The sequence below is a fragment of the Paenibacillus sp. N3/727 genome (genome assembly GCF_022637315.1).
In the GTDB taxonomy this organism is placed as follows: Bacteria; Bacillota; Bacilli; order Paenibacillales; family Paenibacillaceae; genus Paenibacillus_AQ; species Paenibacillus_AQ uliginis.
On sequence record NZ_CP093336.1, the window covers coordinates 4,911,668 to 4,927,491 of the forward strand.

General features: G+C 47.0%; 14 protein-coding genes and 1 pseudogene. 3 read left to right on the forward strand and 12 right to left on the reverse strand.

Going from position 1 to position 15,824, the window contains the following annotated elements; genetic code table 11:
• Positions 1-96: 96 nt before the first annotated feature.
• From MNQ98_RS22870 to MNQ98_RS22915, 10 genes are all read right to left on the reverse strand, one after another.
• Positions 97-666 (reverse strand): manganese catalase family protein, encoded by a 570-nt coding sequence (locus tag MNQ98_RS22870; protein WP_241930303.1) that lies wholly within the window; start codon positions 664-666, stop codon positions 97-99.
• A gap of 81 nt (positions 667-747) precedes the next feature.
• Positions 748-1,023: a spore coat protein CotJB gene (locus tag MNQ98_RS22875; protein WP_241930304.1), complete on the reverse strand. Its 276-nt coding sequence runs from the start codon at positions 1,021-1,023 to the stop codon at positions 748-750.
• A 3-nt stretch (positions 1,024-1,026) separates the two neighbouring features.
• On the reverse strand, positions 1,027-1,248 hold the full coding sequence (locus tag MNQ98_RS22880; RefSeq protein ID WP_241930305.1) for a spore coat associated protein CotJA: 222 nt from the start codon (positions 1,246-1,248) through the stop codon (positions 1,027-1,029).
• A gap of 158 nt (positions 1,249-1,406) precedes the next feature.
• Complete coding sequence (ytvI, locus tag MNQ98_RS22885) at positions 1,407-2,438, reverse strand: sporulation integral membrane protein YtvI (protein WP_241930306.1); 1,032 nt, start codon at positions 2,436-2,438, stop codon at positions 1,407-1,409.
• 34 nt (positions 2,439-2,472) lie between these two features.
• Positions 2,473-3,807: a hemolysin family protein gene (locus MNQ98_RS22890; RefSeq protein WP_241930307.1), complete on the reverse strand. Its 1,335-nt coding sequence runs from the start codon at positions 3,805-3,807 to the stop codon at positions 2,473-2,475.
• A 23-nt stretch (positions 3,808-3,830) separates the two neighbouring features.
• Positions 3,831-4,970, reverse strand: coding sequence for a radical SAM/CxCxxxxC motif protein YfkAB (gene yfkAB / locus MNQ98_RS22895; RefSeq protein ID WP_241930308.1), 1,140 nt, complete (start codon positions 4,968-4,970; stop codon positions 3,831-3,833).
• Between the two features lie 163 nt (positions 4,971-5,133).
• Positions 5,134-7,368 carry an MMPL family transporter gene (locus MNQ98_RS22900; protein WP_241930309.1) on the reverse strand — a complete coding sequence of 745 codons (2,235 nt, stop codon included), beginning with the start codon at positions 7,366-7,368 and terminating at the stop codon, positions 5,134-5,136.
• Between the two features lie 23 nt (positions 7,369-7,391).
• Positions 7,392-8,483, reverse strand: a complete 1,092-nt coding sequence (locus MNQ98_RS22905) for an HD-GYP domain-containing protein (RefSeq protein WP_241930310.1) — start codon at positions 8,481-8,483, stop codon at positions 7,392-7,394.
• 105 nt (positions 8,484-8,588) lie between these two features.
• Positions 8,589-9,416 (reverse strand): undecaprenyl-diphosphate phosphatase, encoded by an 828-nt coding sequence (locus MNQ98_RS22910; RefSeq protein ID WP_241934011.1) that lies wholly within the window; start codon positions 9,414-9,416, stop codon positions 8,589-8,591.
• Positions 9,417-9,488: 72 nt separating this feature from the next.
• Positions 9,489-10,922 (reverse strand): bifunctional metallophosphatase/5'-nucleotidase, encoded by a 1,434-nt coding sequence (locus tag MNQ98_RS22915; protein ID WP_241930311.1) that lies wholly within the window; start codon positions 10,920-10,922, stop codon positions 9,489-9,491.
• Positions 10,923-11,028: 106 nt separating this feature from the next.
• On the opposite strand from MNQ98_RS22915, the gene MNQ98_RS22920 reads away from it, so the two are divergent.
• From MNQ98_RS22920 to MNQ98_RS22930, 3 genes and pseudogenes are all read left to right on the forward strand, one after another.
• On the forward strand, positions 11,029-11,781 hold the full coding sequence (locus MNQ98_RS22920) for a molybdenum cofactor biosynthesis protein (protein WP_241930312.1): 753 nt from the start codon (positions 11,029-11,031) through the stop codon (positions 11,779-11,781).
• Positions 11,782-11,873: 92 nt separating this feature from the next.
• A complete protein-coding gene (locus tag MNQ98_RS22925; RefSeq protein ID WP_241930313.1) occupies positions 11,874-12,920 on the forward strand; it encodes an HD-GYP domain-containing protein in 1,047 nt (348 codons plus the stop codon).
• 262 nt (positions 12,921-13,182) lie between these two features.
• Positions 13,183-13,455 (forward strand): annotated as a pseudogene (locus MNQ98_RS22930) (transposase); the annotation flags it as partial.
• 69 nt (positions 13,456-13,524) lie between these two features.
• Here MNQ98_RS22930 and MNQ98_RS22935 read toward each other — a convergent pair.
• Together MNQ98_RS22935 and MNQ98_RS22940 are read right to left on the reverse strand one after the other, a co-directional pair.
• Positions 13,525-14,397 carry a UbiA-like polyprenyltransferase gene (locus MNQ98_RS22935; protein ID WP_241930315.1) on the reverse strand — a complete coding sequence of 291 codons (873 nt, stop codon included), beginning with the start codon at positions 14,395-14,397 and terminating at the stop codon, positions 13,525-13,527.
• A gap of 7 nt (positions 14,398-14,404) precedes the next feature.
• Positions 14,405-15,730, reverse strand: a complete 1,326-nt coding sequence (locus MNQ98_RS22940; RefSeq protein WP_241930316.1) for an aspartate aminotransferase family protein — start codon at positions 15,728-15,730, stop codon at positions 14,405-14,407.
• Between the last annotated feature and the right edge of the window lie 94 nt (positions 15,731-15,824).

The following is a 15,824-nucleotide window of genomic DNA, read 5'->3' on the forward strand; positions in this document are numbered from 1 at the left end:
ACCCAAACTTTCCTTTCACTATAAAGAGACGCTACGTGTACGCGTAGCGCCTAACAACAGACAAGGTAGTGCTCTAGGCAACAGATTACAAGCTTTTTAAAAAATCTTTTTCGTACCCCGATCTTCCTTAATAATTTCAACTGCTTCTCGAAAACGGATGGCATGAATGATTTCTCTCTCCCGCAAAAACTTTAACCCGTCCTGCAGGTCCACATCATCCGTCATATCGATCAGCCATTGGTATGTAGCTCTTGCTTTCTCCTCTGCCGCAATGTCCTCGTATAAATCTGCTAAAGGATCACCTTTGGCTTGGATATAGGCCGCAGTAAACGGAACGCCCCCCGCATTCTCGTAATAAAGAGCCTTGTCATGATTCGCATAATGGGCTCCGAGGCCTGCCTCCATCAGCTGTTCAACCGTAGCATCCTTCGTCAACTTATATACCATCGTTGCTATCATTTCCAAGTGGGCAAATTCTTCCGTCCCGATATCGTTGAGTACACCAATGACTTTTTCCGGGATTGTATACCGCTGATTCAAATACCGTAGAGCCGCCGCCAGCTCTCCATCGGCTCCTCCATACTGTTCTATCAGGAATTTAGCCATCATAGGATCGCACTTGCTGACCCTTACGGGATATTGCAACTTTTTCTCATATACCCACATGGGATGAACCGCCTCCTTATTTTAAGACTTGCTGACAGCCGAGCTGAATGACATATCGAGACAGCCCAGCTGCTGACACTGTTACACCTGCCAGGGCCACGGGGTCTCGGACCACTGAAACGGATATCTGGTATAGGAGTGACCGAAATTCATCAAAGGACCATAAAGATCCTGGAACTGCCTTGCCAAAATCATTCGTTCCTGAGCGAGCTTATTATACTGCTCTATGCTCTTCAGATCATTCGGATGTGTATTGAGAAACAGATTGAGCTCCAACAACACAAAATCGATAGCCTGCAGCTGCTCCAGAAGCTCATAATAACGGTGATCTCCGGGCTTAGGTCTGACTTCCTCCATGATCTACTCCCCTTTCAGTTTTCTAGAATTGTAGGGACTATAGAGAGCAGGCCACAACGTTCCATGCCTCAGAGCCTCCGCTGGACTGAACTGCGGCAGGCCGACTGGTTGAAATACGATGAATTGATTTACAGGAACAACATAAGTTCTATATGGTAGTGGAGGGCAAGGATCAAATGGGCCGCGATACGGGACGTACACACGTTCCTCAGGATTCGGTTTCAAAACATATTCCTCCTTCGTGTGGATTTCACTTCAAGCAGCACAAAATCTCGGTTCTTCGTAACTAACATATGTCATCCGCCCAGAAAATGAACTCAGAAAACACAAAAAAGCCCTTTTCTCCGCAAAAATAACGGGAAAAGGGCTTCTCGACAGCCTTATTAAAACTTGATCTTAATCTGGAACAACCCTGCCTTGCGCAAGGCTGAGTATAGAATGATGACCAACGGTCCGATGAAAAAACCAATCACTCCAACAAGCTTAAAACCAACATACATACTGATCAGGGCAGGAAGTGCTCCAATGCCAACCGCATCTCCTATAACCTTAGGCTCCAGAACACGCCGGATCACGGTTATGAGAATGAACAATATAACAAGCCCTATACCTGTAAAAAGATCGCCTACAAACAGCAGGTAGATTGCCCATGGAACGAGCACCGAGCCCACGCCAAGTATCGGTAAAATATCGACAATCGTAACCAATAGCGCAATAGCCAGCGGGTAATTTACGCCGAGCAGCAGGAGACCGAACAGTGTTATCACGTAAGTGAACAAGCTTAGAATTAACTGAGCCCGCAAAAAACCGAAGATTGAGCTTTTCAAGCTGCCGAGAACTTCATTAACTTGAGACTGTGACTTCTCGTCAAAGAAAGAGAGGACGCTTGCCCGCATCGTATCCAGACTGAGACTGAACAGATATAGTGCAACGCAGAAAACAATGGACGTAACGAACAAGTTAGGCAGCGTTTTGGCAAAGGATAGAAATGTAGATGAGAGCGTGTTAACCAAAGACTGCACATATGATGATATGTTAGACATAAATGCAGTTAAACTATCCGCTAGACCCGGTTGAATACCATTTAGCATACCTTGTGCTTGTAAAATGGTATTTTGCAAAAAATGGTTCGCCCCTTCAAAATACTGAGGAGCCTTACTCCAATACTCTACTAATTGGGCGAAAACCTGTAAGCCCATTATATATACCAAGAACATCAGTACGAGCAAAAACAGCGTACAAGTAATTGTTGCTGCCGCTGTCCGGTTCAGACGGGCTCTCTTCATTAGAAGACGGTTGAACGGCTCAAGCGATATAGCAATGATCAACGCCAGTAAAAAGGGGGCCCCTACGGTGAACATACCATAGATTAAAAAGAGGCCCAGACCAATAAAAACTAACTGCTTCCCTGACATAGTCCACCTCCTTACTCATCAAGTTCCGTTCTTTTTATTCCGGTTCTGAGACTTGGTCCGCAGCGCGCTTTTTGTGGATATTTACACGAGTGATGCGCAAGCGGGTGGCCTCCTCAACTTCAAAGACAACACCGTCAAACACAATTTTTTTGCCTTTTTGCGGGCTTCCCTCAAGCTCTTTAAACAACCAGCCGCCAATCGAGTCAACCTTCTGCTCCTCAATAGCTACCCCCGTCAGATCGTTGACATCCTCAATTAACATCCGGCCATCCACGGAAATCATATCTCCGTTCACTTCCACTTCAGGACGCTCGTCCTCAAATTCATCATATAAATCTCCGACAATCTCCTCAAGTATCTTCTCTGCTGTCAGAATACCAGCTGTTCCCCCATACTCATCTACGACCAGCGCCATCTGCTCATGCCTTGTCTGCATTAAACGGAGTACCTGGCTGATCTCCATAGACTCCGGTACGTCCATGATGGGTCTGGCAATAGCGGCTAAATCCCTCTGCTGTTCAGTAGGGGCCATGAGCAAATCGGTAATGTGGATGAACCCGATAATCCTATCCTTGTTCTCACTAGCTACAGGATAGCGGGAATGCTTCGTTTCATTCAAAATTCTTAGATTCTCATCCAAAGATAGATTCGTGTACAGAACATCCATATCCGTACGTGGAAGCATAACCTCTCTTGCCCGCAGATCAGAAAAATCGAACAGGTTGTCCATCAACTTCATTTCGTTCTCATCGATGACTCCGCTCTTGGCGCTCTCATTCATAAGAATGCGTATTTCTTCTTCAGAGTGAGCTGCTTCCGATTCACTCGCTGGTTCGATCCCAACCAACCGTAAAATACCGTTCGCAGATGCATTCAAAACCCAGATGACTGGAAGAAAAATACGATAAAACCACAGAAGTGGAGCGGATAAAAGAAGGGCTGTTCCTTCTGTTCGCTGAATAGCCAATGACTTTGGTGCAAGCTCCCCTAACACTATATGCAGAAATGTAATGATACAGAAGCCGATAGCGACGGAAATCGTCGTAATCAGAGCTCCATCTGTCATTCCCATTCTATGCATCAGTGGCTCTACTAATAGTTTTGAGATGGCCGGTTCCCCGATCCAACCTAGCCCCAATGAGGTTAATGTGATACCGAGCTGCGTGGCAGATAAATAAGAATCCAACTTTCGGTTCACTTTGAGAGCTACACCCGCCATGCGGTTTCCTTCGCTAACCAGTTGGGTTAGTCTGGATTGCCGCATCTTGACGAGAGAAAATTCGGCGGCTACAAACACGCCGTTCAACAGAACAAGCAGGAAAACCAAGAGCAGGTTTAAAATCAGTCTCCCGACCTCAAACTCCTCCATTGCGATACGCCTTCTTTCGGATTCTAGTTTGTAATAGCTTTTCTTGTTTTGAAATCAATACCTTTATAGTACATATCCGCAACGAGTAAATTCGGACCACAGCAACTTGCAGCGTCACAGTGGCAATTTACCGTCTGATTCAACGGATGACCCGTTGACCATGCATCAAATATCTCATCAAGCCTTTGGTCTTTTATGTTTCCAAAAGGAGGAATGTCCGCAAAGTCAGTCACGTAAACATCACCCGAGAACAGGTTAACATTAACACGATTCCGTCCATCCGGGTCGTTCCGAACCGTCACATTCGGTTCGGAACGAAGACGATAAATCAGTTCCTGGTCACTTTTATCGCTGTTGCAAGCAAAGAAAGGAAGTGTGCCAAAAAGCATCCACATATCCGGGTCACGAACGTCGAGTAAACGGTGGATCGCCGATTTCATGTCAGACAAAGACAGTACCGGCAGTGAAGCTGCGAAATTGGAAGCGTACATCGGATGCACTTCATGACGCTTGCAGCCCATCTGCTTGATCAACGTATGAATTCCGTCCAGCTTCTCATGCGTACGATAGTTAATCATAGACTCGGCCGAGATGAACATGCCTTCCTTGCTAAGCTTCTCTGAGTTGAGCATCATGGTATCGTAAAGTCGATACGCCGCCTCTTTGGACACGGGATGTCCACTGTTCGCAAAACCAACCTCATGAAAATCATCTCCGTTCAAATAATTGAACGAGATATGCATAACATCGAGATAGGGTAGCATTTTCTCGTACCTGCCGATTTCCAGCGTCAAATTGGAGTTAATCTGTGTACGGATGCCGCGCTCCTTGGCATACTTCAACAAGGGTACGATAACGTTATCCACCGTTTTACCCAGAAAAGCCGGCTCTCCTCCTGTAATGCTGATCGTCTGCAAATGCTCCACCTCATCCAGCCGCTTCAGCATGATATCCAGCGGCAGCATCGGCGCCTCTTTCATGACAAGCATATCGCCAACCGCACAGTGCTCACAGCGCATATTACATAAATGGGTAACCGTCATTTCCACACTGGTCAGTACATGTCGTCCGTGATCACGCAATGATGTGATCGGATCCCACGGATCATAACTCGGAGAAAGTGGTTTAAAGACTGGCTGATAGGTCCTTGCTGTATTACTCATTGTTTTCCACCTTTATTTCTTTTATTAACCGAATGCTTAAATTACAATCGATCTATGTAGTAACTTAAAAGTCTGGATAAGTCTATTCCCCTATTATAGCATACCCCTAAACCGGACTCTCATTGGCATCTACCTTATATCTCGCTTGGATCTGATCCCGATCTTATTTCACCGAATCCCCTGAACCACGGCGCCGCCGGAACATCCATGCCGGACTCCACCAATTCGCTTTACCCAGCAGCTTCATGAAAGCTGGAACGAGCAATACCCGAATGACGGTTGCATCTAGCAAGACGGCGACAGTCAATCCAAGGCCAATGGCTTTCATCACTTCATTGTCTGTAAATATAAACGCCCCTACGACAAAGGCCAGAATAAGTGCCGCACTTGTAATTAATCCTCCTGTGTTCTCCAGTCCCTCAGCCGTACTCAGCTCATTATCTCCCGTAGCCTCGTAGCTTTCCATGATACGTGATAGCAGAATAACCTCGTAGTCCATAGATATACCGAATACGACGCAAAAGATTAGTATGGGCAAAAGCGCAAAAATAGAACCGGTGTGTGTAATTCCAAACCACTGCGCGCCCATTCCTTCCTGGAACACCCACACAACGATGCCAAGTCCCGCTCCTAAACTGAGGACGTTCATAATTACCGCTTTCAGCGGAAGTATAACAGAACGGAAAGCAAACAGCAGCACGACATACGTGGTGACAAACACAAACAGAAGTACATAGGGTATTCCCTGCTTGATTTTCTCTACAATATCGAGCTTGTAGGGCGGAGTCCCCGTAATGTAAGTCTGAATCCCAGGCATATCCATATTTCGCAGTTGGACGATGAGTTCTTCTGTCACTTTATCAGAATCGCCATATTTCGGTACAATGGCAGCCGCAGCCATCTTGTCCCGAACAACATGATACTTCTCCAGTTGCTGACGAATCTCTGGCCGCGACAGGTACTCTGTTACTTGCTCAACGCTACCGCGGGAGACACTGGTGTAACTTTCCACCCGTTGAACGCCTGGGAGCTGCCGCACCTGATCCATGTAGCTCTTCATTGCCCCGACGCTTTGCGCTGTTTCATAGGAATCCGGCAATTCAACGGCTACCAATATCGAACTCAATTCCCGTATATCATAAGCCTGTTTCAACAGGTCATATCCATAACGGGATTCATAGGATGGCGGCAGCACCTCCGCCGCCGGAATTTCGACCTTCATGGATTTGACCGGATATATAGCAATAACCAACAGCACGATAACCGAAATGGAGATGATAATAGGCCGTGCCATGACAAAAGCTGAAATCTTACGCCACATGCCCGATTCTCGTCCATGGAGAGCATGACGAAAACGACTTCCGAAAACAGGCAAGGTATCGATTTTGGGACCGAGCATAGATAATAAAGCCGGCAGCAGTGTATTGGCAGCCAACACCGATACGAGCACGACCGCAATTCCACCGATACTGAACGACCGAAAGATTGGCAAGTCAATAAATGCCATGCCTAGAAAACCGATCCAAACCGCTGCACCTGAGAATACAACCGCTTTTCCTGCCGAATCGCATGAAATAGCTATTGCCCGCTCCGTGTTCCCTTTTGATATTTCCTCTCGGAAGCGGCTGACAACAAAGAGAGCATAATCTATTCCTACCGCAAGGCCCAGCATGGTAACTACATTCGGAAGAAAGTTGCTGATACTTCCATCAAAATCAGCAACAAAATAAAGCAAGCCCATCGTCACCATTACGCTGACCAAACCTGCAACCAGCGGCAGCACTGCTGCCGTAAATGTGCCAAAGACAAACAGCAAAATAAGAAGGGCCAATGGCAAGCCGATAATTTCTGCCGTGAAAATATCATTCTTCACAGCTTCGTTCATGTCCGCAAACACAGCTGTATTACCGGTCAGATATGTATCTGCTCCTGTAATCGGAGGGATGTCCGCTCTAATCTCATCAAAATGCTTCAGCGCCTCTACCGTATCTTCATTCAGCATTACAGTTACAGAAATAATATGATCCTGCCCAGGCTGCCTTGAAGCGATGTTGATAAACATATCACGAACATAGGGCTTGTCCTGCAGCAGAGCAAGTTCATTAAGTATCCGCTTCTGCTGCTTTCCTGTCGTCAGATTCTCGCCTTCTTTGCCCACGATGACGATATCGATTGTAGTTGAAGACAGGCCCAGTCCTTCCTCAAGCTTCTCGATCCCGATCAGGTATGGACTGTCTTCCGGTGAGAATCCGTTTTGCTGCAGTTGTGAGGGGAGCTGCAGTGCAAACGGAATTAAGACGCAGAACAAAACAAACCATGCAGCAACAATGGCACGGCGGAAGCGGTAAACAAAACGTCCCCACCTGTAAAGCATATTTCCCTCGCCATGTTGATTCACGGTTCATCCTCCTTGCATCTCTATTAATCTAGGTTGGTCTGTCCGGTACCGGCTATCATCACAGCAAGTGATTCCGACAAGTCAATTTCATAGAGTTGTCTAAGTTCCTCTCCGGCAGCGTTGTTCAATATACGAACCACTGGCCGGTGAGGCACTTCAGAGTGAATCTTGGAGACCACTCCGGTTTCCCCCGTTGAAAGTTGAACCGTCATCCCTGGGGGATATATGGCAACCCGATCCCGGAATATTGCAAGAAAACTTTGTTCATACAGCGTTCCCGAACCGGCGTACATTACTTCTACCGCTTGATGAGGCAGCATTGCAGGTTTGTATACCCGGTGTGTTGTCATCGCGTCATAAGAGTCGGTTATTGCGATCCATTTGGCATATTCATGGGTCTCCGGACCCTTCAGGCCTCTTGGATATCCTGAGCCATCCAGACGCTCATGATGTTGGAGCGCACAGTGCGCAGAGATAAGCGGAATATTCGGCTCGTCCTTTAAAATTTTGAATCCAATCTCGGTATGCTTCTGTACTTCCCGGAATTCCTCATCGGTCAATCGTCCCGGTTTCTGAATCAGACCCGGAGGAATCCGGGTTTTGCCGATGTCATGCATCAGTGCTCCGAGGCCTAGTACTCTGATTTCCTCCCGGCTGTAACCGTAGGAGATACCAAGCACCATTGAATACAGACATACATTCAGGGAATGCTGGTACAGGTTAAAATCATTCGTGTTCATATCGGTAAGCAGCACCATCGATTCGTCCACCGCCGATATTTCGTCCATGATCGTCTCCATCATCCCGGAAAAGGTTTTGCCCAAATGAAGAAAACTGCCTTTCATCGTTGGCCGTTCCTCCAGGTTCTTGAAGCCCGTTCGGATGGAGCGGATCGCCTCTAGCTTGGTCTGCTCGCTCAGCAGTTCCGGAATTACGATATCTTCTGTCTTCGCATCCTCTATATAAATATAACTAAGGTCTAGACCGCCCAACCGACGGATTAAGCCATCCGTCAGCTTCACACCCTCCGCGAGCAGAATCAATCCGTCGCTATTGTATATTTTTTTGCCAAGAACCATTCCTGGCTTCAATAAGTTTACGGGTATAAGACGCAAACTGCCACTTCCTCTGCATTTCGATATATGAATTGTTTCGCACCAAAAAATGTTGTGCTTGGGGTTTGTGAATGAAGGATTTCAAATTAATGCAGACAGCATTAATTACTGCATGATAAATAGCCAGAAAACAGCGGCCAGTACAAAACGGTAGATTGCAAAATGAGTCAGTCGGATTTTTTGGATCAGCTTCATAAATGCCAGAACTACAAAGTAAGCTACCACGAATGATACGATAAAACCGGTAATAAACAGTCCCAGCACATCTGTTGTAAAGTAACGATACGATTCCAACAGCTCATACCCTGCCGCCGCACACATAATCGGAATTGCAATCAGAAACGAAAAGTCTGCAGCTGCCTTGTAGCTCACTCCGCTCAGCATCCCTCCGGAAATCGTCGAGCCTGAACGGGAGAAACCGGGCCACAACACCGAAATAATCTGATACAAGCCGATCAAAAGCGCCTGCTTGTACGTCAGGTCATCCATATCATGGGCAGTAATCCGAGATTTTGTTTTATTGTACCACTCCGCAAACATCATAAATATACCACCTGCCACAAGAGCATACAGCACAGTTTGGGCGCTAAACAAACCTTTAATGAAATCCTTCGCAAAAAAAGCAACGGTGAGAGCCGGAGCTATCCCCAGAATAACATGCATAAGGTTCAATCTCTTCTTCGGTACCCCTTGCTTGAACAACGGTTCACTATGGCTCCAGCCCAGTAGATTCGTAATACGACTCCAATAAACAATCGCGATCGCGAGGATCGCACCGAGCTGAATGACGATCTCAAACGTCTTCATAATCGGTGTCTGATCGTCATACCCCATCACCTTAGCGGTTAAGATCATATGCCCCGTCGATGATACCGGAATAAATTCCGTTAGTCCTTCAACAATTCCCAAAATAATGGATGCGATAAAATCCATGGCCATCCCCTCTCATCCTTCAGCTTTGTCCTACTCATATGTATGCTCGGCCAAAGGAAGATAGTCGGATGTTCAGGATAACCACCGGGTAAGAAAGCTTTCCTCCAGCGCTCCAGGGCGCGAAAGTTCCTGCCTCAGCAGATCGCGGATGAACTCAGGAAGCATATAAAGTACATCTTGGCCTTTAGCCAATGTTTCATATCCGACTTTAAAGGTGAACATATCCAGCGTTCCAACAGCATACTCCCGGTCCTTCTCAATCGGTACACCTTGGATACTGGCCTGAGTTATTTTGTGGTAATGAAGACCTGCTTCGTTGTACAGTACCTCTAATCCATCTAGAGCCAAAACTCCAAGGACTTTTCCCCTAAAGCCAAAACCCATGATCTTCTTATTATAAAACTCAGGGAGCAAGCTCTCTTCCAGAGCTTGAAGAATATCGGAGCCACAAAGCTTCACAACGCAAGGATTGATAGGCGATGGACATAGACCATGTATCATTCCGACACTAATCTGTCCTGCAGGAAGATGACCAAGCAGCTGTCCGGAATTTACGATTGCAATATCTGTGTTTGTGTGATGGCGAACCGCCTGTGCAAGCAAATTGGCCAATGAGGATTCCTTCTCATAATCCACTTCAAGCTTTCGATCCGTAACCGCAACAGCTTCCTGCAAACGCTCTTCAGCTTGTTCACGATGTATTAACACAGCATTCTCCACTTCAAGATCAATCTCCGTACACTCCACAGGAATACAGCACCCGCTCATAACGGTAAAATGCTCTTGTGGAGCTTTGCGTTCCAGCTCGACTTTGCCTACATAATGACCGAATTTTCCAGCTCCACAAACAGCAGTTCCATTAATAAATAAAGGTTCCTCTAATACATGGTGGGTGTGACCGCCCAGAATGATATCGATGCCGGATACACGATCTGCTATAGCTTTGTCGGCTGTAATGCCTAGATGAGACATGACAATCACTACATCTACCTGATTTCTCAGGATTTGTACCTGTTCCGCAATTGAAGCTTCAGGATCCTTGGCATCCCAACCCAAAAGTTTATAAAAGCTGTCAAAAGCTGCCGTTGCTCCTGTTATTCCTACTTTAATGCCATTCTTCTCTAGAATGACATGCTCTTTCATCCAGACGGGGGGCTTGCCTCCGATAATCTCAAAAATGTTGCAACATACGACAGGACACAGCAATCCTGAATAAGCTGTTTCCAAAGCTTCCACTGGAACAGTCAGGCCTTCATTATTGCCGATCGTGATGGCGTCATAGCCGGTCAGATTTATCACATCCACATTTGCCTGCCCCATCGTACCTTCCGTCTCAACGGCTGCTCTGTCCATATGATCACCTATATCCAGGACTAACACAGCTTCTTCCCCTGCAGCTTTTCTTTCCCGGGAAATAACCGCCGCATTTGCACTCATCATTTCAAAATGGCTGTGAATATCGTTAGTGTGCAATATCGTCAGCTTATCAGTCGCCATCTGACTCATAGCGGCCCCTCCCCGTGACATAATCGATTTTTTCGGTCTTACAAGCATAACATTTTAACCAGGATTATGGTATATTGAAGCCCATAAGAATTCGAGGTGAACCTATATGAAAAATAACGTTCAAGTCTTACTTTTTGCAGGTTTAGCAGACCGAATCGGTACATCAGTCCTTAGCGTTCCCGTCAAGGAATTTCCCATCAGTACCGGAGAGCTTAAAGCTATTATCCGCGAGACCTACCCCCACGCAGGCTCGCTAATCGATATATCATTCGCTGCTGTAAACCAACAATACGCAGCTAAGGATAGCCTTATTACTGAAACCGACGAAGTAGCTCTGATTCCTCCCGTTTCCGGCGGTGACGGATTGTCTGGTGATGAAGAGGAACATATGAAACATGCTGGATATACACCGGATGGCATGTGTGTCATCACAACCGATATATTATCTCCTGAAGATACACTCGCAAAAGTTCTCCACCCAAACCACGGAGCCTCGTTGAATTTTATCGGAACGACAAGAGAGATGACAGGCGACCTTCGCACAATCACATTGGAGTACGAGGCTTATATCCCGATGGCATTGCAAGAAATGCAAAAAATCCGTTCTAACATTCAGACCTCTTGGCCTGGTACAGCATGTGCAATTTCACACCGGATTGGCACCGTCGATATAGGAGAAATCAGTGTCGTTATTGCCGTTTCTTCCCCACATCGTGATACATGTTATGACGCAAGTCGCTACGCTATCGAGGAATTAAAACGAACGGTTCCTATTTGGAAGAAAGAACGCTGGGAAGACGGGTCTCAATGGCAAGGGCCACAGACAGGGACTTGGGACCCACTCAAAAATGACTGTTAGTCAATAAGTCATTGTAAATCCATTTTTTTCTTGCTAAGATTGATTTATAATAAAACTATATACTTAATTACACAGGTAAGAGGTGCAATGATTTGAGAGTACACGTCACAGACCTGATACCCGGTGATACAATGCTGCGAGAAATTTTCAACAGAAATGGTGTCCATGTCCTAAAAAAAGGAACGATTGTTCAGCTCGAGGAAATATCTAGGCTTTTGCAGCATAGTATCGACTATATTGATATTGAACCCCGTGAGATCCTCTTGTCTATTGATCCGTCGTCTGAAACACCGGAATCACTGAACAAGGTCAAACCGCATTTTGACCAAGCCATTGACGGATTTTCCACTATTTTTATGGAAGCGTTTAAAACCGGAAAATTTAACAAAAGTGTCGTTGATGATTCATTTCAGCCTGTTGTTGGTTCCTTAATGGGACAAAAAGACGTCGTTTCTCTTCTTCTGCTACTGAACGGTAAGGACGATTATACATACAAGCATTCCATGCAGGTCGGTATGCTTTCCTATTACCTTGCTACATGGATGGGCTACTCCTCTAGAGAATCCTATGACATTGGCAAAGCTGGTTATCTGCACGATATCGGCAAGAGCAAAATACCGAAAGAAATACTGGACAAGCCTGGTAAACTCTCTCCTCAGGAGTTCGAAGAGATTAAACTGCATACGGTTTATGGTTATGATATCATTCGCGAGTCCATCGACGACAAGGTTACAGCACTTGTTGCTCTGCAGCATCATGAACGGGATGACGGAACTGGATATCCAAAGGGCCTTCGTGAAGAACAGATTCACCCATACTCTCATATTACAGCTGTAGCGGACGTTTACAGTGCCATGACGACCAACAGGGTCTATCAGTCCAAACAACAGCTGCTTATCGTTCTGAGGGAGCTCTACAGCCTTAGTTTCGGTAAATTGAATGGCAAACCTTCACATGCTTTTATCCAGAACATGCTTCCGAACTTTATCGGAAAAAAAGTCATTCTCTCCTCAGGGGAGTCCGGAATCATTATCATGAATAACCAATTGGACTATTTCCGTCCACTCGTTCAAACCTCTGACCGATTTATTGATCTTTCCAAGGAACGGGAATTCGCGATTCAAGAAATACTATTTTAATTTTAATTATCATCCACGAAAAAAGGGGTGTCCCAAAAGGTCCATTTACCTGGGACGCCCCCTCTGTCTGTTATGAGACGCTACGCGTACAAATCGTTCCTCCAATCGCTCTTGCCCCCGAGTTTCTTGAATTATTCCTTGGCGGAAGAAATTCGGGGACAAAGGCGAACGCTACGCTTTTACGGAATCGCTTTGTCCTCTCTGCTGCTTCGTGCATGCCCAATTCAAAAATACATAAACAAAGAAACCGCCCTTTGGTAGAATGGAAGTGTCGAGCAACCATCTAAAAAGAGCGGTTTCTTTTTACATTCAATATACCATGGACCAACTCTATCTGCCAATGGACTTAGAAGAGGACGTTCCGTCAAATCATCTTGTTCGTGTTGTGAATGAGGCCGTGAATCGGCTAGACGACAACATCTTTGCATCGGCCTGTCCCGGTGGTGGCCGAAACAGCTACCACTCTAAGATGCTGACTAAAGTCATTATTTACGCCTACACCCAACGCATTTACTCCTCTCGTCAATGCCGAAAGTGAGCCTAGAGGCCCTAGTGGCTTTCGCTCGCCCATAATCTAATCAAGAATAGCGAATGTAATATTCACCTATGTTAGAAAATAATCCGCCATCGTACAGAACAGGATCACCATACTGATCACCTGATTCAAATTGTAGGAGGCCACATTCATCCGCTTGCGATTTGATGGCTTAATGATGTTATGCTCAACTGCAAGCAGTATTGTCGCGAACAGGATGCCAATCAAGTACAACCAACCGAGATCTTGAAGAACGTACAGGGAGAATAGCAGAAGTACCATAATCGTATGCAAGCCGCGCGCAATAAAGAGCGCTTCATCCAGACCGAACACGCGCGGCACACTCCAGAGGCCTGTCTCGCGGTCGAATTCTATATCCTGTGTCGCGTAGATAATATCGAAGCCGCCGATCCACAGCATGACAATCGTGCCGATCACGAATGGCGTGAAGGCGAATTCGCCCGTTACAGCGAACCACGCGCCGATCGGTGCGGAGGCGATGGTAAAGCCAAGATACAGGTGGCAGAGCCATGTAAAGCGCTTTGTGTAAGAGTACGAGCAGATTAGTATGATGGCCACCGGCGACAACCACAAGCAGAGCGGATTCAGCATACCCGCTGCGAGTATGAAAATTGCAAAGTTGATGACAACGAAGGTCGTCACTTCACGTTCATGCAGTAGCTTGCGCGGCAGATGGCGATGCGCCGTACGCGGATTCGCCGCGTCGAATTGCCGATCAATGAGGCGATTAAAAGCGTTGGCTCCGTTACGTGCGGCAACAAGCGCAATAAGTGACCATAGGAGCACATACCCGGACGGGATGCCTCCTGCTGCCCACACCATCGAGATGAGTGCGAAAGGCAGGGAGAATAATGTATGCGAAAACATGACGAGCTCACCGAACATTCGGGTCTTGCGCGTAAACTTGCGAATCAGTTCCATGACCGGATCAGCACTCCCTTGCTTCGCAAGCTGTCAACACGTCGTCCAGCGCCTTCAGCATTGCATCAACGTCTTGAGACGGCATGATGATCGGCGGCTGGAAAGCCAGCACATTGCGGCCAGTGCCGTTCTTGCCGATAATATAGCCGAGATCCTTCATCTGTTCTAGCACAGCATCCGTCAAGTCAGCACTCGCTTGTGCATCTGCTCCGCGCAATTCCGCTCCGCACATAAAGCCTTTACCACGTACATCCACGATAAGCGGATGCTTCTCCTGCAGGATACGAAGCCCTTTAATGAGGCGTCCGCCCACCCGCTCCGCACGCTCAACCAGGCCTTCATGCTCGATATAATCCAGCACAGCCAGTGCTGTCACAGCTGACATTGGATTACCGCCGAAAGTAGACGCCGACGGTCGATTGAAGCTCGCTGCAATTACATCTGTCGTCGCAAATGCTCCGATCGGCACCCCGTTTCCGAGCGCCTTCGCCATCGCCATAATGTCCGGTACGACGCCGTAATGCTCCATGGCGAACATCTTACCCGTGCGGCCGAAACCAGTCTGAATCTCATCTGCGATGAGCAGAACGCCATACTGTTCGAGCAGCGCCTTTACCTCGCGGAAGTACCAATCCGGCGGAGTAATCATGCCGCCGTTGCCTTGAATAGGCTCAACAATCATCGCTGCGATCGTATCTCCCTTATTGTCAAGCACCTCACGGAGCGCTTCAACCGAGCGGCGTGCAGCCGTCTCATCATCCAGTTCCGGATCATAAGGGCGCGGAATGAACGTAACGCCTGTATCCAGGTGATCATCCGAGCGCCACATCGGAATACCTGTCACGCCCATCGTCAGATACGTGCGGCCATGCAGTCCGTACTCAAGTGCGATAAAGTCTCGGCGCTTTGTATGCAGCCGAGCAAGCAGCATAGCGCCTTCATTCGCCTCTGATCCACTATTGCAGAAGAAGGTGCGCTTCAGGCTGCCCGGCAGCACTCCGTTCGCTAACCGTTCAGCCAGATCGACCATTGGCTGCGTCAGATAGATCGTCGTTGTATGCTGCAGCGTCTGAAGCTGCTCGATCGTCTTCGCCGTAATCTGCTCATTGCAGTGTCCGCAGGCAACGACAGATACGCCTGCGAAGAAGTCCACATATTCACTTCCCTGCTCATCATACAGATATTGCATCTTTCCCCGCACAATTTGCGGCGGATTTCTGTAAAAATGATGCGTACACGGGAAAAAATATTGTTTACGCTTCTCCAATACTCCTTCTGGACCGATATATGACGCCTGCTGACTATGACCATGATCTTGATTCAAGTTACTCACGTTCATCCACCCTTTGTATATATGATTTCCCGCAAGAAGCGGCAGACAAGGATGTCTGCCGCCCTCCTTGAGTGCTGCGATGATGTATGACAGA

Excerpts from the sequence above, each read along its gene's own strand:
- MNQ98_RS22870 (WP_241930303.1), bottom strand. The coding sequence starts at position 666 with ATGTGGGTATATGAGAAAAAGTTGCAATATCCCGTAAGGGTCAGCAAG.
- MNQ98_RS22875 (WP_241930304.1), bottom strand. The coding sequence starts at position 1,023 with ATGGAGGAAGTCAGACCTAAGCCCGGAGATCACCGTTATTATGAGCTT.
- ytvI (WP_241930306.1), bottom strand. The coding sequence starts at position 2,438 with ATGTCAGGGAAGCAGTTAGTTTTTATTGGTCTGGGCCTCTTTTTAATC.
- MNQ98_RS22890 (WP_241930307.1), bottom strand. The coding sequence starts at position 3,807 with ATGGAGGAGTTTGAGGTCGGGAGACTGATTTTAAACCTGCTCTTGGTT.
- yfkAB (WP_241930308.1), bottom strand. The coding sequence starts at position 4,970 with ATGAGTAATACAGCAAGGACCTATCAGCCAGTCTTTAAACCACTTTCT.
- MNQ98_RS22910 (WP_241934011.1), bottom strand. The coding sequence starts at position 9,416 with ATGGATTTTATCGCATCCATTATTTTGGGAATTGTTGAAGGACTAACG.
- MNQ98_RS22915 (WP_241930311.1), bottom strand. The coding sequence starts at position 10,922 with ATGAGTCAGATGGCGACTGATAAGCTGACGATATTGCACACTAACGAT.
- MNQ98_RS22920 (WP_241930312.1), top strand. The coding sequence starts at position 11,029 with ATGAAAAATAACGTTCAAGTCTTACTTTTTGCAGGTTTAGCAGACCGA.
- MNQ98_RS22935 (WP_241930315.1), bottom strand. The coding sequence starts at position 14,397 with ATGGAACTGATTCGCAAGTTTACGCGCAAGACCCGAATGTTCGGTGAG.